16 protein-coding genes and 1 tRNA gene are annotated in these 18633 nt (G+C 61.1%); 12 read left to right on the forward strand and 5 right to left on the reverse strand.

Annotated elements, in window-relative coordinates; translation table 11 throughout:
- Positions 1 to 792, forward strand: a 792-nt coding sequence (locus tag GOOTI_RS02555) for a hypothetical protein (protein ID WP_007236985.1), incomplete at its 5' end; no start/stop codon positions are given.
- 20 nt (positions 793 to 812) lie between these two features.
- Here the strand turns inward: GOOTI_RS02555 and GOOTI_RS02560 are convergent.
- Positions 813 to 998, reverse strand: a complete 186-nt coding sequence (locus GOOTI_RS02560) for a hypothetical protein (RefSeq protein WP_007236986.1) — start codon at positions 996 to 998, stop codon at positions 813 to 815.
- Between the two features lie 1933 nt (positions 999 to 2931).
- Here GOOTI_RS02560 and GOOTI_RS25565 point away from each other — a divergent pair.
- Positions 2932 to 3408 (forward strand): hypothetical protein, encoded by a 477-nt coding sequence (locus tag GOOTI_RS25565; RefSeq protein WP_007236992.1) that lies wholly within the window; start codon positions 2932 to 2934, stop codon positions 3406 to 3408.
- 111 nt (positions 3409 to 3519) lie between these two features.
- Positions 3520 to 4293: a hypothetical protein gene (locus tag GOOTI_RS02575; protein ID WP_007236993.1), complete on the forward strand. Its 774-nt coding sequence runs from the start codon at positions 3520 to 3522 to the stop codon at positions 4291 to 4293.
- 1472 nt (positions 4294 to 5765) lie between these two features.
- Here the strand turns inward: GOOTI_RS02575 and GOOTI_RS02590 are convergent.
- Complete coding sequence (locus GOOTI_RS02590; RefSeq protein ID WP_138985139.1) at positions 5766 to 6542, reverse strand: hypothetical protein; 777 nt, start codon at positions 6540 to 6542, stop codon at positions 5766 to 5768.
- Between the two features lie 44 nt (positions 6543 to 6586).
- On the opposite strand from GOOTI_RS02590, the gene GOOTI_RS02595 reads away from it, so the two are divergent.
- Positions 6587 to 7246, forward strand: coding sequence for a hypothetical protein (locus tag GOOTI_RS02595; RefSeq protein ID WP_138985140.1), 660 nt, complete (start codon positions 6587 to 6589; stop codon positions 7244 to 7246).
- A gap of 779 nt (positions 7247 to 8025) precedes the next feature.
- On the opposite strand, the gene GOOTI_RS25960 is transcribed toward GOOTI_RS02595, so the two are convergent.
- The 3 genes from GOOTI_RS25960 to GOOTI_RS02605 all read right to left on the reverse strand — a co-directional run bounded on the left by GOOTI_RS25960 (position 8026) and on the right by GOOTI_RS02605 (position 8764).
- Positions 8026 to 8163, reverse strand: a complete 138-nt coding sequence (locus tag GOOTI_RS25960) for a hypothetical protein (RefSeq protein ID WP_169315780.1) — start codon at positions 8161 to 8163, stop codon at positions 8026 to 8028.
- Complete coding sequence (locus GOOTI_RS02600) at positions 8160 to 8441, reverse strand: hypothetical protein (RefSeq protein ID WP_007236998.1); 282 nt, start codon at positions 8439 to 8441, stop codon at positions 8160 to 8162. Before GOOTI_RS02600 ends, GOOTI_RS25960 begins: the two co-directional genes overlap by 4 nt.
- Before the next feature lie 249 nt (positions 8442 to 8690).
- Positions 8691 to 8764, reverse strand: a tRNA-Leu gene (locus GOOTI_RS02605).
- Between the two features lie 159 nt (positions 8765 to 8923).
- Between GOOTI_RS02605 and GOOTI_RS02610 the strand changes: the two genes are divergently transcribed.
- From GOOTI_RS02610 to polA, 8 genes are all read left to right on the forward strand, one after another.
- Positions 8924 to 9547, forward strand: a complete 624-nt coding sequence (locus GOOTI_RS02610) for an ANTAR domain-containing response regulator (RefSeq protein ID WP_007237000.1) — start codon at positions 8924 to 8926, stop codon at positions 9545 to 9547.
- A 167-nt stretch (positions 9548 to 9714) separates the two neighbouring features.
- A complete protein-coding gene (locus GOOTI_RS02615) occupies positions 9715 to 10941 on the forward strand; it encodes a branched-chain amino acid ABC transporter substrate-binding protein (RefSeq protein WP_007237001.1) in 1227 nt (408 codons plus the stop codon).
- Positions 10942 to 11044: 103 nt separating this feature from the next.
- Positions 11045 to 12091, forward strand: coding sequence for a branched-chain amino acid ABC transporter permease (locus GOOTI_RS02620; protein ID WP_007237002.1), 1047 nt, complete (start codon positions 11045 to 11047; stop codon positions 12089 to 12091).
- Positions 12088 to 13323, forward strand: coding sequence for a branched-chain amino acid ABC transporter permease (locus GOOTI_RS02625; RefSeq protein ID WP_007237003.1), 1236 nt, complete (start codon positions 12088 to 12090; stop codon positions 13321 to 13323). The genes GOOTI_RS02620 and GOOTI_RS02625 overlap by 4 nt, the downstream gene beginning before the upstream one ends.
- Positions 13320 to 14333 (forward strand): ABC transporter ATP-binding protein, encoded by a 1014-nt coding sequence (locus GOOTI_RS02630; protein WP_007237004.1) that lies wholly within the window; start codon positions 13320 to 13322, stop codon positions 14331 to 14333. Before GOOTI_RS02625 ends, GOOTI_RS02630 begins: the two co-directional genes overlap by 4 nt.
- Positions 14317 to 15102: an ABC transporter ATP-binding protein gene (locus GOOTI_RS02635; RefSeq protein WP_007237005.1), complete on the forward strand. Its 786-nt coding sequence runs from the start codon at positions 14317 to 14319 to the stop codon at positions 15100 to 15102. Before GOOTI_RS02630 ends, GOOTI_RS02635 begins: the two co-directional genes overlap by 17 nt.
- A 4-nt stretch (positions 15103 to 15106) precedes the next feature.
- Positions 15107 to 15688, forward strand: a complete 582-nt coding sequence (locus GOOTI_RS02640) for a GNAT family N-acetyltransferase (protein WP_007237006.1) — start codon at positions 15107 to 15109, stop codon at positions 15686 to 15688.
- Positions 15689 to 15721: 33 nt separating this feature from the next.
- Positions 15722 to 18520, forward strand: a complete 2799-nt coding sequence (polA, locus tag GOOTI_RS02645) for a DNA polymerase I (protein ID WP_007237007.1) — start codon at positions 15722 to 15724, stop codon at positions 18518 to 18520.
- Positions 18521 to 18633: the final 113 nt, after the last annotated feature.

An 18633-nucleotide genomic window follows, 5' to 3' on the forward strand; every position in this document is an offset into this window, starting at 1 on the left:
ATATCAATTCCTAGCTCTGTATTGCCTCGTATTAGTTTTGATTCGTGGGCGTTACTCGATACTGCTGACGAGGTTTTTATCGCGGCAGAAGCGAAGCTAGGCACTAATGCGGGTGTGCTGGTCGGTAAAGCTCAATCCGAGTTCGGGGATGGTGAATATCGGACTGTCGCTGACTGGTCGATCCTCGTTGCCGAGTTCCTTGCATCGACCGATGGTGTGGAGCGTCCTGTCCAGGCCGAGCTACCGACTGAAGTTCCCGACATGGCAGGGATCATCGCTGAGGCCGACGACACCAAGCCGATCTCGCTCGATGTGTTCTATCAGGGATCACGCGTGCAGGTGCTTGCCGAGTTCTTAGATGCCCGTGACCGGGTTGCTGCTGATGCCGGTCACGTGTGGGATCACCAACGCGCTATCCGCTCCGAACTGCTCTACTCCGGTGACGTGTTGACCGAACGCGCATGGTTCCAACTCTTCACGAGCCGTGTGTGGGATGGTGCCGAGGATGACGTGTACGTGCGGGAGTCTGTGCGGGATCGCATCGTAAGCAAGCTCCGCGACAAACAGTTCGAGAACGGCCTGATACCGAAGCATTGTGCAGCGTTACGGAGTCAACAAGACATGCTTGCCGTCTATGACGTGTTGTTGTCGTCGGGGTTGGCGTCGACTGATGATGAGTTCCTGATTGCGGGACTGGTGGACCGCTTGGGGTTGCCGGTGGGCCGCAAGTCTGAAAGCCGGGTGCGTGCTGCTCTGCTGGGGTTGAGGGAACGCGGCCTCGTCGGGGTTTGAGCGTCGGACCCGTGTCGTCCTCAGCCCGTGGTTCGTGAAGCGCGTACCGCGTTCATCACCATGCCGATCATTGCTGCGAGCAGGATCGGTGTAGCCCACCACCGAGTTGCCGGGATCGTGTTGTAGAGCGTGTACGCGGTGATGCCGAGGACAGCGGCGACGAGCAGGTATGCGCGTGCATCTCGGGTCCAGTGTCGGTCGCTCATGGTGTTGAGGCTATCGGTCGTCGTATGACTCCGCGCAAGCCTGAGGAAACCGTAAAGCCCTGAGAGCGATCCTAAGCGTAAACAGGCGTAAACCCTAGTGCTTATGCGTGTGGGCTTAGAAATGCTGTTAGCGTTCGATCTGGGCGGCCAAAGTGAGCAATCCCAGACGGGGCTAAGCGCGCAAGTTTTTGGTTCGTCGGCATTTGTCGACTTCTCAGCGTGCGGTAATCGCTGTCGAATACGAATCCGTCTATGCGGGGCCAGCCGAGGAGAGGCGAAAGCAAGCGGCACTTCGAGGTAACCAGAACCGTGTAGAACAGGGCACCCCGGTTGGGGCAAAAATGCCCCAACCGAAAGAGGCTCACGAGGAGGAACGGCGGGGTCCGCGCGCAACTGATGAGGCTGCGGAACAATTCGGGGTCTCCAGAAGAATAGTCCGCGACGCAAAATATGTAGCCACAAACGATCCGGAACTGTTCGAGGTCGTCAACACTAACTAGATACAATGGACGTATCGGCAGGTTAACCACGGAATTTGTGATCCGATCCGTTAACGCGTAAACGCGAAGTTGGAGCGCTTTGCCAAGTAAATGCGATAATAGGTTTATAAGCGTTAATCAATCACACATCGGAGAGGGGGTGTACATGGCTGAAACCCCTAGTGTCTTTCTCCCCGTCCGCGAACTGCAAACCGTTATCGGCTGCTCACGCACAGCGGCTATCCGGCTTATCGAAACCGGCGAGGTCGAGGGTAAGCGAATCGGCGCACGCTACTACGTAAAGAGAAGCGCATTGGAATTGCTTACCAGCTAACTAAACACTTCCCGACCCCGCAAAAGAGGAGATAAGCGGTGTTTGGGAACCCGAATCCCCAGGTAGAGCGCGCTGACCTCCCAAGCGCCGCTCCCTGGGGGTTCGTCGTCTAAGGAGGCCGATTGCGCATCTGCTCCGAAGAGAACTGTGGGCGCCAAGCCACCCGCCGATGGTTGTGCTCCCGCTGTTACCAGCGTCGACGGAGACGTGGCACGCTTCCCGCCACTAGGATGCCTAACCAGTTTATCGAGGAGGCTAAGGCGCTGTACGAGGAGCTAAGGGCTGTCCAGGACGCCCGAATCGAATCCTATTCGGTCGGTTATGCGCGGGAGCGTCGTCTCTACTTCAGTGAGGTAGAGCCAGCGGTAAGACTAGCGGACTGTTTAAAGGCCGTAGCTCGCGAATATCGAGAACGATCCTTAGCCGAGGACGCTGCTTAAACCCGCCTGAATCGAATCCTAAGCGGCTAACTCCCCGCAACCCTCACGACGATACCTTTAACCCATCCAGAAGGCTTAGGACGCTAATGAAGCTAACCGACATTCGAGGCTTGCCCATCGCAGAACTAAGGGTAAGCCGGACCAACAATCGACGCATAGCTTTAGACCAACATGATTCTACTATCGGAATCCCCGTCGACAGCCTCACCCATATCGCGGATCAACTCGTAGACCTCGCGGAATCGCTAAACCCTTAGGAACCTATGCCAGCACAAGCCCTAAGCACCGACACAATCGTTAGTGCCTCCCAATCAGAAACCGCACCTGTAAGGATTAGCATTCACCAGTTCGGGACCGAACAGTATCTCGTGCTAACCCAAGCTGGACAACTCATTAGCTTACCCGTTAACGATGCGCAGCGATTGGTAGCCAATATCAGTAAAGCAGTCAACTAGTGGCGAGCCTAAGAGCGACAGCCAAAGTTAACGTTGTCCACAACCCTTTGAACCGGCGTTATGTGGTGGAAGTTCGAGACTACGCGCGAGAGGTAACGCTAGGTTATGAGCCTTTGGAAGCGATAGCCGTGGCCGCAAAAATGCTCGGAGTCGCGGCTCAATACGAGTCAGGCGAGGTCTTAGACGCCGTGAACGAGCTGGTCGACAGTATGGAAGGCGGATCGAATGAGTGAAGCACTTGCAACCGTGGATCGGCTATCGGCACGACTGGGCGTGGCACTCGCTGCTAACACTGCGGATTACGCACGCGCTGAGGAGGCGCTGTGGAGTTCGTCTGTTCAAGCTCGAAGCCTAGCTGGCCGTCCAGACTGGACAGTCGAGAACATTCCGAACGGGGCCGTCGACGTGGTACTCAGTGCAGCGTTACGGATTTATCGCAACCCCGACTGGTATATCGCTAACCAGGCTGGCACCTATCAAGCGACGCTAGCTAGCTCCGACTTCAGTACCGGGAACATCTTCTTGAGTGGCGAAATCCAAGAGCTCAAAAAGTACGCCGCCCTAAACCTGCACGTCGTCTCCGTCTACCGCGACGACCAGCGGGTGAACCCGCGTTTCGACCCGGCCAACTACACGAGCATTCCCGTCGACGGCTGCCTGGGCGATCCGGTATACGGCTGGAACGGCGAGTTCGACCGCTAACTCAAAGCGGACCACCTACTGAGGCAGGCTCAACAAAACCGCAGGTCACAGCACTATGCACTATCTACGCGGACTAGTCTCCGCAAACCTAATTTGAAAGTAGTTACCAATATGGCTCTTAACCTCGAAGCACACGACCACCAGCAGCTTGCCGCAATCGACGCACTCGTTGCCCCCCTCGAACGCGTTGGCCTCGTCACTAAGAAGGATGCCGAGACCGCTCGTGCAGCGGCTAAGCGCGCCCATCATGCACTTACCTTGGCGGCGACGTACACAGATCATGTGACCCGTACAGCCACCAGTGCGGGGGAAGCACTCGCGGACCGTGATGACTTGACCATTGACGCTGTGGTGGCCTCCGCGATCCTGTCGAATCCGATTGTGGTGGATGCGACCCTTGCCGCGACATGGCAAGCCAACGTTGACACGGCCCGTGCAGCCGCATTCAAGCGCGTACGGGACTTTCCGACCAAGCTCAGCGAACTGTTCGACCACGTTTCCGACCAGGTAATGGACATTGCCTCCCAGCTTGGCGACGTGGATACACCGCAAGCTGCGTTGGATGCTGGACTAAGCGATCCGTGGCAGCAACTCATGGCGCTCAAAGCTGACATGAACGCGCTCATCGAACTCCGGACCGAGCTGCGGAGCTTTGGACTGATTCCCGAATCGCAACCGTTCAACTCCGGCTGGCAGTGGGACTTGCGCCACGAATACCCGGCAGGCCGATTCAAGCGGGCTTACGACCAGGCTGCCGTCGACCAGGGCCGGGAACTGCTCATTCTTACTGCTAGGTGCCGACCCTACGTGCCAGCGGATGCCACCGAAGCCAAGACCGTCCTCGAAGCGCACACCACGGCTATCCGCGAAGCCGAGGCCGCATGATCCACTCCGACGATGCAAGAATCCGAGCCGCAATCCAAGCTGTAGAAGGTGACCCTGACCGGCCCGTCATCGACGTAAGGCAGGTTGTGTCCGCTGAACCTGTCGGTGGTGGAGCACCCGCTACGCCTACGCTCATAAGCCAATTCGCGGCGGAACATGACGCTGAGGAACGCGCGAAGTTCATCGAATCCATAATGAGGAACGACGCCATGCAGCACGAAACTCGTGAGTCATTCTGGTGACCGAGACAAAACGATGCCCCGACTGTGGCTCCACCAAAAAACGCTCCGAGTTTAATCGAGATAGAACCAAATCAGATGGGTTAAGAATCTATTGCCGAGAACATGACAGGGCACGCGTAAAAGACTATTACGAGCGCAATCGGGAGCTAAAGATAGCCAAAACACGGGCACGATACTGGCGACAGCAAGCTACGAACGCACGTTCGACACTTGCAGGCGCGGTGTGTCCATCGTTCGGATGACACCAAGCACAGTGTAGCGACGTGTGGCCCAGCTAAACACGGATAAAAGGCCAGTTCAGGGGCTCTAAGCTGCCCTTAGGGCTGTAAACCCTTGGAGAGAGAGTCGGTCTGTGGGGCGTCGATATGGACCCTGCGTACGCGAGGGGGGTCACCCCCACCCCTAATGGCTTAGAAACTCGGTTAGCGGGCTAATGAGGGGTCTTTAATGGGGGTTCTGGTGGGAGGTTTACGTTAGTGGTTTTGATGAATGCCCCGGTGGAGCGTGCGCTACGTTCGCATTCGGGTAAAGGGTTTGCGGACTCGCTGGGCGGGACGGTTATTGAGGATGAATGGTCATTCCGGACACGGTTTGCAGAGTTAGCTAAGACTGCTCCTAAAGCGAGTCCTAAGCGCATTGCGTTGTATGACCAGTGGGGAGTAGAAGGATCATCGGTTAAGGGTTTGCGTTGGTGGCGGCGCAAGCTGGATCGGGGCGAATGGTTGTTTGGTGATCGGCTTGTAGCTCCGGTCTTGGATGCCCCGCTCATGGTGTGGAGGCTTGCTGAGTCGTGGGAGTCCGGCATCTCATGGGCTGCTGACGCGAGACGGTGTTCGGTGCCGAGCGCGTCGAATAGGCAGCGCGCGTTGACCTTGTATTGTGCGCTCGTTGATCCTACTGATGTGATGGGTGTGTGGTGGCGTGGCGGGTCACAGCACGGCTATCCGATGTGGCGGACTGTCGAACACGAGGAGCACGGGCCGATCACTGTGGCTGTCATTGACTTCAGTGAGGTTCTGGTAAACCCTGCACGGCTGAGGCAGGCGGACGTGCTCTCGGTTGGTTCTGTGACGGCTGTCGAGACGTTCGAGGATGCGCGTGTGGATCGGCAGTCGATGGTGTTGGCGTCGGCTATGTCGCTGATGTTGGGCAGGTAGTACGGGTTCCCCGGTGGGGTGCTGGCCTTTGGGCTGGCATCTGCCGGGGAGCTTTTCGTGTATCAAGGGGTGGCTAGGTGTCAGTGAGTCCTGCAACCTCGTAGAACCGTTGCTTTATCTGGGCGATCTGATCGATGTGATCGGGGTTTGCGTCTCTCAAAGTTGCGACGCGTTCTGTGGCGATTAGCGTGGCGTACATCGCGCACATCGAGTGGTTCCAGGCGCGTTGACGATTCCAAGGCTTGCCCTCGTTCTGCGCTGTCATTACGTCAATCATGGTGATGAGGTCAGGATGAATGATCCGGGACTGGTCGGTGTAGTCGTCCGCGTATGCGGAGTCCAGCATTTCCTTTAGGATTTTCGCAGGGTCGGGCTTGCTGGCCTTGTGTTTTTGAGCGGTGCTGCGCCAGCCCTCGATCTTCTTCCGCATGGTTGTGTAGCGCGGATCGGTGCCCTTGTCCATAACGGACGCGTAGCTGATGCCGATAACCTTGGACGCCCGTATCGCTGGGTCTTCTTGCGGATCACTAAGCCACCACGCATATGCCGCGTACTCGCACGCCACTCGGCTTAGGGCGCTCAATGATGTGACGGGCGGGTGCTGGTCGGTTAGCCGACCAATCGAATGCACCGATTCACCTGCCCCCTGTAGGAAGTAGGTGGCGACCTCGTGGCTGAGTACGACTGGGTTGAGTTCGTGGCCCTTGTCGATTTGTGCGTCGATCGCCCTGAGGTCCCCCGATGGTTCGTGCGGTGGGAGCCGGGACGTTTCGAGCGCGCACAACGCGATGCTTGCGCATTCGTCCGGCAACACGCTCTCGATAGGTGGATTCCAGTCTGTATCGGGCACAGAGCCGAGTATGCCCATCGGTGTGGACCCGTACTGTCGCAACCGTGAATGACGATTTGCCGAGCTTCTCCGAGATACTGACTCGTATGGTGACGACAGCCGCAATCGAGGTCGGCATGTCCCAAGTGACCGGCCAACCACCCAACCCCGGCAGTGTTGTCCAGGTGCTCGCGGACGGCATGATGGAACGTCGACGGGCCAAGGCTGAGACCTTTGTCGGTGACCTTGTAGAGCGGGTGGGTGAGGATGCTCTGTTGGCGGCGATAGAGCGTGATCCGGAGCGGGATGCGTTGCTGTGGGCTGCTATTCAAGCTGTCATGGCGTCGGGTTTGGAGGCTAAGCGAGTCTATCTAGGGCAAGTGGTTGCTAACGCGTTGGTGAGTGACGAGGCGATTGATGAGGCGCAACTGATAGTTGCTGCGTTGTCGGATGTGGATGGTCCGCATGTGCGGGCTTTGGCACGTTTGGCGGCGACCGATACTAACGAGGGCTTTGAGTCTGTCGTGGGCGAGCAGAGTGTCCCTGTTCTGGCGACGTTGCTGCGTGTGGGTGCCCTTTTGCCGTTGGGTTCGATCATCGACGGCGGTGACGGCGTGGGCACGATTAATTTGCCTGAACCTGGGCAGATGGGCGTCTCAGGGGTGACCGAGTTTGGTCGGATGTTGTTGGCGAGCTTGCGGGAGGCGGGACTAATCGAACCCTGACGGGTGCTTGTGCGTGCGGGCCGACTGGTGCCGTCTGTGTCGCATTGCGCGTAGCCTCAAACTATGGGCAACAAAACGCGCGTGAGCTGGCGTGACAGGCTGAGGAACTTGTTCCCGAAGCGTGAGAAGCGTGCCTATCACTCAACTAGTGGCACGTATTCGCCTATGGCTGTGCGTAATGAGAATGGGGAGCACGGGCCGATAATTCCGTTCAACAGCAACGGTTACGGGCGCTGAGGACACCCTGACGGGTGGCCGCGCGTTGAACCCCATCCCGAACGTCCCTCGAACCTTGCCTACCTATCGCGTCAGGCCAGCACCGATTGCCACCCGACCCGAAGGTTAGGCGGTAACCATCTGGCACCTGCTCGTGTTTCGCGACGACAAGAGTGGTGGCGTACGTCCCCGGCGTACGACTGGGCTACGGGGAGCAGGTCGGGATTAGGAGTCGGGACTCTGCGATAGCCGACTAGTGCCCGGATGCCGCTACGACACGGCTACGGCTGAACCGTCCGGGCTGCCCCTTGTAAGGGGCCACGAGCAACTAGGCGGGTGGGGCGGTCAACGCATCCCAGAGACGAGCAGCATCACCCAGAGCGGCTAGTAAGGCATCCAATTGGGCGCGGGACTGCAACTCCACAGACCCATCGGGGCCGTCGATTAGGAGTGCCGGGGGATCAACATGCTCGGTGCGCAGGTTGTGTCCGGTCATCAAGTTGACGTGGATGCCGTGACCAACGTTTCCGCGCATCCAGGTGGTGCACTGCCAACCGTCATCTTCAGGAGGCTCGACGTGTGGTGTGTTCACGCAGCCGTGAGGCGAAGATGACGACGAGGGGACCAGGGAGACGGTTCAGGGTGTCGGTGGCGGACTGGTAGCCCTGCATCCAACGGTTAGGGCCGACAGCGACGCTCATGCTGTGACCTCCCCGTAGGTGTCATCGAACGCCCGGTCAGCAACCTCGTGAACTTCGGTTTGGGTGAGGCAATCCGAGAGGTCGTAGGCGAGGCTGTGCGTGTCGCCAGACGCGTGCGCCGTGTGCACGGTGACCTTGTGGCCGTTCTCGGACGGGGTGACCGTCTGGTGGAAGTCGGCGCCGCCGAAGCTGTCGAAACGGTGGCACAGGTCGATCAGGTGGTGGATGAACTCGCGCTGGTTGGTGGAGTACCCGAAGTGGGCGACGTGGAGTGTCACGGGGCGTACCAGCCGAGCGTGAGGGCCAGCTTCAGAGCGGCTAGCGGCAGGGCGTAGGTAAGGGCTGCGGAGGCGATCACAGCCGCGTATTGACGAGTCACTGAGGGGTGTCCTTCCAACGGTTCGGCACTGTTGGACAGGTCACGAAAACCCGGTAGTGGACACCCTGTTGCTACTCGTTCCGCTACACGACCTAGCTGTGTAGCAAGAGCAGAAACGAAAAAACCCCCGCTGAGCAGGGGTTTCAAGTGCCCTCGGTGAGACTCGAACTCACACTGTACGGGTTTTGAATCCGTTGCCTCTGCCAATTGGGCTACGAGGGCGTGCGGTCGCCGGTGGCGGCTGCAACAGACAACTTTAGATGATCGGCTCAAACCCGCGTCAACCGGTACTCTTCGGAACATCGGTGCTGGTCGCGTGTGGCGCTTACCTGCCGGCGACCATCGACCGTCCGAGTCGGACTCGATGTGGAGGAGGGATTGGTGACTGTGGTGGAGAATGTTCCGGCCCAGGCCGAGGACAAGCAGACTGCGCACAAGGTGCTCGTCGCCGAGGACGATTCGCTGATCCGAATGGATCTCATCGAGATGCTGCGCGAAGAAGGGTACGACGTCGTGGGTGAGGCGCCCAACGGCCAGGCGGCCGTCGACCTCACCGAAAAGCTTTCACCGGATCTCGTGATCATGGACATCAAGATGCCGGTCCGGGACGGCATCGACGCGGCCACCGAGATCGCGGAGAAGCGACTGGCTCCCGTGGTGATGCTCACCGCTTTCAGTCAGCGCGACTTCATAGAGAAGGCGCGCGACGCGGGCGCGATGGCATATCTGGTCAAACCTTTCTCCAAGGCCGATCTCGTCCCGGCCATAGAAGTTGCAGTGAGTCGTTATCACGAACTCAAGATGCTCGAAAAAGAAGTTGCGACAATGCAGGACCGTCTGAAAACGAGGAAGCTCGTGGAACGGGCCAAGGGTCTCCTCATGGAAAAGCAGGCATTGTCAGAACCTGAGGCGTTCAAGTGGATTCAGCGCGCAGCGATGGATCGACGCACGACGATGAAGGCTGTCGCGCAGGTCGTCGTCGAGACTCTGGGGCCCACCGAGTGACTCATGGGTCGGCTGCGTTAAATCTGTGAAAACCAGTCGACGGTGACTAGCAGATTTCTCTTTCATTGCCCCGCGCGACGTCGCATCTAGGTCTATGTTTTCCGAAGGTCTCCTCAGTAGACCTCCCGGCCACAGGGGGCCGGGTGGCTGGACGAGAGGTAGTGAAGATGCATCGTCGCGTGACGACCGCAGCGCTGGGTGTGACGCTGGCCGCTGTGCTCGCCGTTTCGGCATGTAGCAGTAAGTCGACAGACTCGGACTCGTCATCGAGCGGGTCGGCGTCAGCGGGGTCGGGGCTCACCATTTCGCCTCTCGCCCAGATCAACACGGAGGGTAAGGAACAACCGAAGGCGTCTGAGGCCGACGCACTGAATCCGGCGTCGCCCGGCGGGCAGAAGTGTGACCCCGCGACCATCGCCATGGCAGGTGCGCTGACGGGTGCCGACGCCGCACTCGGCATCAACATCGTCGACGGCGCTCAGCTCGCTGTCGACCAGCACAACAAAGCCAATCCCGACTGCAAGATCACGCTCAAGCGTTTCGACACCGAGGGCGATCCGCAGAAGGCGACGCAGGTGGCACCGACCATCACCAACGACGACTCGATCATCGGACTGATCGGTCCCGCCTTCTCCGGTGAGACCAAGGCCACCGGCGGCATTTTCAACCAGGCAGGTCTGGTGTCGGTGACCGCGTCGGCAACCAACCCGACGTTGACCGACAACGGTTGGAAGACGTTCTATCGCGGCCTGGCCAACGATGACATCCAGGGACCGGCGGTCGCCAAGTACCTGACCGGCACCATGGGCAAGAAGAAGATCTGTGTCATCAAGGACGACACCGATTACGGTGCAGGCCTCGCGAAGGCTGTCACCGGTGCGTTGGGCTCCGCAGCCGACGCGGACTGCTCGGGCGACGTCAAGAAGGGCGAGCGCGACTTCTCGGCCATCATCTCCAAGGTCACTGCGGCACAACCGGATGCAGTGTTCTACGCCGGTTACTACGCAGAAGCCGCGCCTCTCGCACAACAGTTGAAGTCTGCCGACTCCAACGTGTTGTTCGTCTCGGGCGACGGTGCGAACGATCCCCAGTTCACCGCGCAGGCAGGCGATTCCGCGAAGGGCGCAGTCCTGTCATGCCCGTGTGGTCCGGCGCCCGACAAGTTCGCCGCCGACTACAAGGCCGCGTTCAACCAGGCACCCGGCGTGTACTCGGTCGAGGCATACGACATCGCGTCGATCATGATGAAGGGCATCGCAGAAGGCAACAACACCCGCCCGAAGCTCCTCGAGTACATCAGTAAGTACAACGGGGCCGGTCTGGCCCGTAAGTACTCGTGGACCCCGAAGGGTGAGCTCTCCACATCGCTCATCTGGGTGTACGAAGTCAAGTAATCACCAGCACCACTGCAATTCACGAGAACAAGAGAGCGCCCGGCCGTCACCACGGCGGCCGGGCGCGCTCGTGCTGCGACTTTCCGAAGTCTGAGGGGGATGAATGACCACCACGTACCTGGTGGCGCAGACGTCGACCGCAGTGGCGTCGACGATCGGTTTCGACGTCCACTCGCTGGTCAACGGTTTCTGGGGCCTGACGATCGAAGGGCTGACCTACGGCTCGGTGTACGCACTTGTCGCCGTCGGCTACACGCTCGTCTACGGCGTGCTGCGTCTGATCAACTTCGCGCATTCCGAGGTCTTCATGCTCGGTATGTTCGGCACCTACATCGGCTTGCTGCTTCTAGGCTTCAGCCCCTCGGGTAACACGTACGCCGAGGGCACGGTCATGACGATCGTCTACCTCGTGCTCGCCGGACTCTGCGGAATGATCGTCGCGGGCGGCGCCGCCGTCGGTCTCGAGTTCGTCGCCTATCGACCGCTCCGACGACGTGGCGCCAAGCCCCTCGCCTTCCTCATCACCGCCATCGGAATGTCCTTCGTGCTACAGGAATTCGTGCACTACGTGTTGCCGAAGTTTCCCGTCGATCCTCCGCTGGGCGGCTCGACCGCCCAGCCCACCATTCGTCTGGTCGAGCCGGTCGAGGAGTTCACCATCTTCGGCGCTCCGGTTTTCAACATGACGATGGTGATCATCGGCTCGGCACTCATCCTGGCGCTGGGCGTCGACTTCATGATCAACAAGACGCGTCTGGGGCGCGGCATCCGTTCGGTGGCGCAGGATTCCGACGCCGCGTTGCTGATGGGCGTGTCACGCGAGCGGATAATCCTGGTGACGTTCCTCATCGGGGGACTTCTCGCCGGTGCGGCAGCCCTGCTCTACACGTTGCGCGTGCCGACCAACATCGTCTACAACGGCGGATTCATTCTCGGGATCAAGGCATTCTGCGCTGCCGTCCTCGGCGGTATCGGCAACGTGCGCGGTGCACTGCTCGGCGGTTTGTTGCTCGGTGTGATGGAGAACTACGGCTCGGTGTTGTTCGGTAACCAGTGGAAGGACGTGGTCGCGTTCGTGCTCCTGATCCTCGTCCTGATGTTCCGTCCCACCGGGATTCTCGGTGAGAAACTGGGGAAGGCGAGAGTATGACGACATCCGATGACGCCCAGTCGGGGAAGAACATCCACTCGGAACAGCCCGCCGTGCCTCCGCGTGGGCTCGGCGACCGGATCAGAACCTGGTGGGACAGTCTGCCGCGCGTGCAGCAGTGGCTGCTCGGCGTCCCACTGATCATTTTGTTGGCGTTGCTACCCGTCATCAAACCACCTCTGATCACTACGACTGCGACCAACTTCGGCGTCGTCATGGCGACCTTCGCGATGACAGCGCTGATCGCGATCGGACTCAACGTGGTGGTCGGACAAACCGGTCTACTCGACCTCGGGTACGTAGGCTTCTACGCCGTCGGCGCCTACGTCGTCGCCTTGTTGACCAGTCCGGCCAGCCCACTGTGGGGCAGCGAGGACCACGGATTCTTCTCCGGACCGTGGGCGTGGCTGGCATGCGTGCCGCTCGCGATCATCATCACGGGCATCACCGGCCTGGTCCTCGGTACCCCGACTCTTCGCGTACGCGGCGACTACCTCGCCATCGTGACGCTCGGATTCGGTGAGATCGTGCGTCTCCTCGCCGACAACCTCACCGACATCACCAACGGAGCATCGGGACTGCAGGGCGTCCTGTTCCCCGAACTCGGACGCTCGGACAAGCACCCCGACGGCGTGTTCTCGGTGGGCAACAACAGCCCGACCGCCAACTACGGCGTGTGGTGGTACTGGCTGGGCATCGTCGCCGTGATCCTCGTGCTGATCATCATCGGCAATCTCGAGCGCAGCAGGGTGGGCCGGTCGTGGGTGGCCATCCGAGAGGACGAGGACGCCGCCGAGATCATGGGTGTGCCGACGTTCAAGTACAAGCTGTGGGCCTTCGTGATCGGCGCCGGCATCGGCGGCCTGTCAGGCGCGATCTACGCGGGCCAGGTGCAGTACGTCGACCCGAAGGCATTCACCGTCATCAACTCGATGCTCTTCCTATGCGCCGTCGTTCTGGGCGGTCAGGGCAACAAGCTCGGCGTCATCGCCGGCGCGTTCATCATCGTCTATCTGCCGGCACGCGTGCAGGGCATCGAGGTCGGCGGTCAGTCGCTCAGCGAATTCAAGTATCTGTTCTTCGGCATCGCACTCGTGGTGTTGATGATCTTCCGCCCGCAGGGATTGTTCCCGGCTCGAGCGCGATTACTGACCTTCGGGCGCAAGGTGTACGCCGCTGTGCGACGCAACCCCGACCCGCTACCGTCGGGAAGTGAGGAGGCGCACGCATGACGCACCGGACACCAGACGACCCCGCGGGCAACACGAATCCGAGGACCGACTCCCACGAGGTCGATGCAGGCAAACTCGACTCCGGCCCCGACAACGCGGAGCAGATCGAGGAGGTGCTCGCCGATCCCGAGTCGACGGCCGTCGTCGATCCGGCGGCAGTGGACGCACAACTCGCCGATCCGGAAGCCGTAGCCGAAGCCGTTGCGCCGCAACGTGACATCGCAACCGCCGAGGGAGAGTCGCTGCTCAAGGTCGAGGGGCTGACGGTCGAGTTCGGTGGACTCGCCGCTCTCGACGACGTGACCTTCGACATCAAGCGTGGCGAGATCCTCGGCCTGATCGGTCCCAACGGAGCAGGCAAGACCACGTGCTTCAACGCGATCACGGGTGTTTACCGGCCTACGCGTGGAACGGTGACCTTCGACGGCGCGCCGCTCGGCAAGATGTCGCAGCACAAGATCACCCGCAAGGGGATCGCCCGCACGTTCCAGAACGTGCGCCTCTGGGGTGAGATGACAGCACTGGAGAACGTCTCCGTCGGCACCGATGCACGCCACAAGACCTCGGTGTTCGGTGCGATCATGCGCACGCCGCGGCTCTACCGCGAGGAACATGACGCCGTCGACCGGGGCATGGCACTGCTCGAGTTCGTCGGTATCGGTGCCCGCGCCGCGGAGAAGGCGTCGAACCTTCCCTACGGCGATCAACGTCGCCTCGAGATCGCCCGAGCACTCGCGACCGAGCCCAAACTGCTGTGCCTCGACGAACCGGCCGCGGGCTTCAACCCGAGCGAGAAGTCGGCGTTGATGGAGTTGATCCAGAAAATCCGTGAGGACGGCTACACCGTGCTGCTGATCGAGCACGACATGCGGCTGGTGATGGGTGTCACCGACCGAATCGTCGTCCTCGAGTTCGGCCGCAAGATCGCCGACGGTACGCCGCGCGAGGTGCGCGAGAATCCCGCCGTCATCGCCGCATACCTTGGAGTCCCTGATGACCAGATCGCCTGATACCGACAAGCCTTCGGGCGAGACGAGTGCACCGGGGACGTCGAGCGGTGCTCCGGTCCTGGAGATGACCGACGTGGTGATCCACTACGGTCGCATCCAGGCACTGCACGGCATCTCGCTGCGTGTGGACGAGGGGGAGTTGGTGACCCTTCTGGGCGCCAACGGTGCGGGCAAATCGACCACCATGCGCGGAATCTCGGGCCTGCTCAAACTCAGTCAGGGCGACATCCGCTTCCACGGGGAATCGATCACGAAACTGGCGCCGCACGAACGTGTCTCGCGTGGCATCATCCAGGTCCCGGAGGGCAGGCACATCTTTCCGGGAATGACGGTGCTCGAGAACCTCGACATGGGTTGCTACGGAAGGAAATTCGAATCCAAGGCGGCCTACAGTCAAGCTCTCGATCAGGTTTTCGAGCTGTTCCCGAGGCTGAAGGAACGGCGCAAACAATACGGGGGCAACATGTCCGGCGGTGAGCAGCAGATGCTCGCGATCGGTCGTGGATTGATGGCACGGCCCAAACTGCTATTGCTCGACGAGCCGTCGATGGGACTCGCGCCCATGGTGATCCAGCAGATCTTCTCGATCATCGCGCAGATCAACGCCGAGGGCACGACCATCCTGCTCGTGGAGCAGAACGCCCAGCAGGCACTGAGCCGGTCAGATCGTGGATACATCCTGGAGACCGGGTCGATTCTCAAAGAGGGGCCGGGCAGGGATCTACTCGTCGACGATGCCGTGAGGGAGGCCTATCTCGGCGTAGCCTGACGCCGTGACCGACTACCGAATCGACTCCTCCGGCTCGGACAAGAAGCTCGTCAGCGAGATCCTCGGCGAGGCTTTCGTCGACGACCCGGTGATGCGTTGGCTACAGCCCGACACCTCGAAGTACGCGGCTCTGTACCGAGCGCTGTTGACGGCCGGCCACGGATCACGAGGCCGGACGGACGTGTGCTTCGACGGCGACCGTGCAGTGGGTGCCGCTGTGTGGGATCCGCCAGGGTTCCGACTCTCGGGCGGTCGGCAACTTCTTGCCGTGCCGCGATTCATCGCCGCACTCGGGGGCCGTTATCGCCGCGGTCAACTGATCGAGGAGATGTTCGCCGAGTACCGCCCCAGGGAGCCTCACTGGTATCTCGCATTCGTCGGTGCGACACTCCACGGACGCGGCGTCGGCAGCACGCTGTTGCGAGCGGGCATCGAGAGCGTGACCGGCGCGTCGTACCTGGAGAGTTCCAACGAAGCCAACATCCCCCTCTACGAACGCTTCGGTTTCGTCGTGACCGCAGAGGTGAGACTGCCCGACGGTGGGCCTTCGGTGTGGCCGATGTACCGCGCTGCCGCCGGGGTCTGAGATCTGTCGCAGGGCGTCACTAGACTCGTCAGGGTGAGTCCCGCGCAGAGTGCACCCGTGAAGAGTTCCACCGAGACCGCGTCGTCTTCGACGTCGTCTCGGTCGAGTGGCAAGGGCGGCAAGAACAAGCGTCAGCCGACGTTGATGCTGCTCGACGGACATTCGCTGGCCTACCGTGCTTTCTTCGCGCTGCCCGCCGAGAACTTCAAGACTGCGACCGGGCAGACCACCAACGCGGTCTACGGCTTCACGTCCATGCTGATCAATCTGCTGCGTGACGAAGAGCCCACCCACGTGGCGGCGGCGTTCGACGTATCTCGTAAGACGTTCCGCTCGGAGATGTTCCCCGAGTACAAGGCGCAGCGATCGAAGTCACCGGACGAGTTCAACGGGCAGGTCGAGTTGACCAAGGAGGTGCTCGACGCACTCGGAATCCCTGTCATGGCGATCGAGGGTTACGAGGCCGACGACATCATCGCGACGCTCGCCACGCAGGCCGAGGCGGAGGGCTACAAAGTGCTCGTCGTCACCGGCGACCGCGACTCGTTGCAACTCGTCGACGACTCGGTGACGGTTCTCTACCCGCGTAAGGGTGTGTCCGACCTGACCCGCTTCACGCCTGAGGAGGTCGAGAAGAAGTACGGCCTGACGCCCACCCAGTATCCCGACTACGCCGCACTGCGCGGCGACCCGAGCGACAATCTGCCCGGTATCCCCGGGGTGGGGGAGAAGACGGCATCGAAGTGGATTCGCGAGTACGGCTCCCTTGCGGAGTTGATCGACCACGTCGATGAGGTCAAGGGCAAGGTCGGCGATGCCCTGCGTGCGCACCTGGCATCGGTGCAGACCAATCGCCAGCTCACCGAGCTCGTCCGCGACATGGATCTGCCCGCGACCCCTGACGATCTCGCCATGGTCGGCTGGGACCGCGACCGAATCCATCAACTCTTCGACGACCTCGAGTTCCGCGTCCTGCGCGACCGTCTGTTCTCGACGCTCAGTTCCGTTGAGCCGGAAGCGGAGTCAGGATTCGAACTCGACGGATCGATCCTCGGCGAGGGCGGGGTCCGCGAGTGGCTCGACGCCCACGCGCGTACCGGACGCAGCGGACTCACCGTGACGGCGCCGCATCAGGTCGTCGGCGCAGACGTGACAGGCGTCGCGATCGCGGCGGCCGATGGCACGTCCGGCTACGTCGATGTGACCACCCTGGGACCCGACGACGAGAAAGCGCTCGGCGAGTGGTTCGCAGACGCCACGATCGAGAAGGCACTGCACGAGACGAAATGGGCGATCCATGCACTGCGATCGCGTGGCTGGTCACTCGCGGGCGTCACCAGCGACACCGCGCTGGCCGCGTACCTTGTCCGGCCGGGCCAGCGAACCTTCAATCTCGACGACCTCGCGCTGCGCTACCTGCGGCGTGAACTGCGCGCCGACGACGGTGCCGACTCGGGTCAGCTCTCGCTTCTCGACGACGACGGAGGTGCGGCGAAGGTCGCCGAGCAGGCGATGCTCGAGGCCCGCGCAGTCGCCGAACTGGCCGACACACTCGACACCGAGCTCGATCGCATCGACTCCAAGCCGTTGCTCACCGACATGGAGCTGCCGCTGCTGTTCGTGCTCGCCGATCTCGAGGCCGCGGGCATCGCGGTCGACGTCGAGCATTTCGGCGAGCTCGAGGAGACGTTCTCCGAGCGCATCCGCGCGGCCGCGGAGTCCGCATACGAGGTGATCGGTGAGCAGATCAACCTCGGCTCGCCCAAGCAACTGCAGACGGTGTTGTTCGACAAGCTCGACATGCCCAAGACGAAGAAGACCAAAACCGGCTACACCACCGACGCTGACGCACTGCAGACGCTCTACGAGAAGACCGAACATCCCTTCCTCGCCTATCTGCTCGAGCACCGTGACGCGACCCGACTGAAGGTGACCGTCGACGGCCTGTTGAAGTCGGTCGCCGACGACGGCCGCATCCACACGACGTTCAACCAGACCGTCGCCGCCACAGGGCGACTGTCGTCGACGGAGCCCAACCTGCAGAACATACCGGTGCGCACCGAGGCGGGACGGGAGATCCGGCACGGCTTCGTCGTCGGATACGACAACGGTCCCGGCGGATCGGGCGAGCCGTACGAAACTCTGATGACCGCCGACTACAGCCAGATCGAGATGCGCATCATGGCGCATCTCTCCGGTGATGCAGGCCTGATCGAGGCGTTCAACACCGGCGAGGACCTGCACAATTTCGTCGGGTCGCGTGCCTTCGGTGTGCCGATCGACGAGGTGACCACCGAGATGCGTCATCGGGTGAAGGCGATGTCATATGGTCTCGCGTACGGACTGTCGGCGTTCGGTCTCGCGGCACAGCTGCGGATCAGTCGCGAGGAGGCCAAAGAACAGATGGAGGCCTACTTCGACCGGTTCGGTGGCGTGCGTGACTATCTGCACGACGTGGTGCTCGAAGCGCGTCGAAACGAGTACACCGCAACGCTTTTCGGTCGACGACGCTATCTCCCCGACCTCAACAGCGACAACTGGCAACGTCGGCAGGCGGCGGAGCGGATGGCACTCAACGCCCCGATCCAGGGCACGGCGGCCGACATCATCAAGGTCGCGATGATCAACGTCCACAAGCGACTCGTCGCCGAGAATCTCGCGTCCCGCATGTTGCTCCAGGTGCACGACGAGCTCGTCGTCGAAGTGGCGCAGGGCGAACGTGAGCAGGCCGAGAAGGTCGTCCGCGAGGAGATGGGCAGTGCGATCGATCTGTCCGTGCCGCTCGAGGTGTCGGTGGGATTCGGACGTTCGTGGGACGACGCCGCGCACTGATCTGCGCGCCGCACTTCACGTGCGTTGCGGTGTTCGCACTCGAGGCTGGTTACCGCCCCACTCGGCCGCCCACTCGAGGTTCGCCGACGTCGTCAGAAAAACAACAGTCGCTG

This window comes from Gordonia otitidis NBRC 100426 (assembly GCF_000248075.1).
Lineage (GTDB): Bacteria > Actinomycetota > Actinomycetes > Mycobacteriales > Mycobacteriaceae > Gordonia > Gordonia otitidis.

Bases quoted from the DNA above. Each gene is read 5' to 3' on its own strand.
- GOOTI_RS25565 (WP_007236992.1), top strand. From the start codon at position 2,932: ATGAGTGAAGCACTTGCAACCGTGGATCGGCTATCGGCACGACTGGGC.
- GOOTI_RS02575 (WP_007236993.1), top strand. From the start codon at position 3,520: ATGGCTCTTAACCTCGAAGCACACGACCACCAGCAGCTTGCCGCAATC.
- GOOTI_RS02615 (WP_007237001.1), top strand. From the start codon at position 9,715: ATGCATCGTCGCGTGACGACCGCAGCGCTGGGTGTGACGCTGGCCGCT.
- GOOTI_RS02620 (WP_007237002.1), top strand. From the start codon at position 11,045: ATGACCACCACGTACCTGGTGGCGCAGACGTCGACCGCAGTGGCGTCG.
- GOOTI_RS02635 (WP_007237005.1), top strand. From the start codon at position 14,317: ATGACCAGATCGCCTGATACCGACAAGCCTTCGGGCGAGACGAGTGCA.
- GOOTI_RS25960 (WP_169315780.1), bottom strand. From the start codon at position 8,163: ATGAGCGTCGCTGTCGGCCCTAACCGTTGGATGCAGGGCTACCAGTCC.
- GOOTI_RS02625 (WP_007237003.1), top strand. From the start codon at position 12,088: ATGACGACATCCGATGACGCCCAGTCGGGGAAGAACATCCACTCGGAA.
- GOOTI_RS02630 (WP_007237004.1), top strand. From the start codon at position 13,320: ATGACGCACCGGACACCAGACGACCCCGCGGGCAACACGAATCCGAGG.
- GOOTI_RS02560 (WP_007236986.1), bottom strand. From the start codon at position 998: ATGAGCGACCGACACTGGACCCGAGATGCACGCGCATACCTGCTCGTC.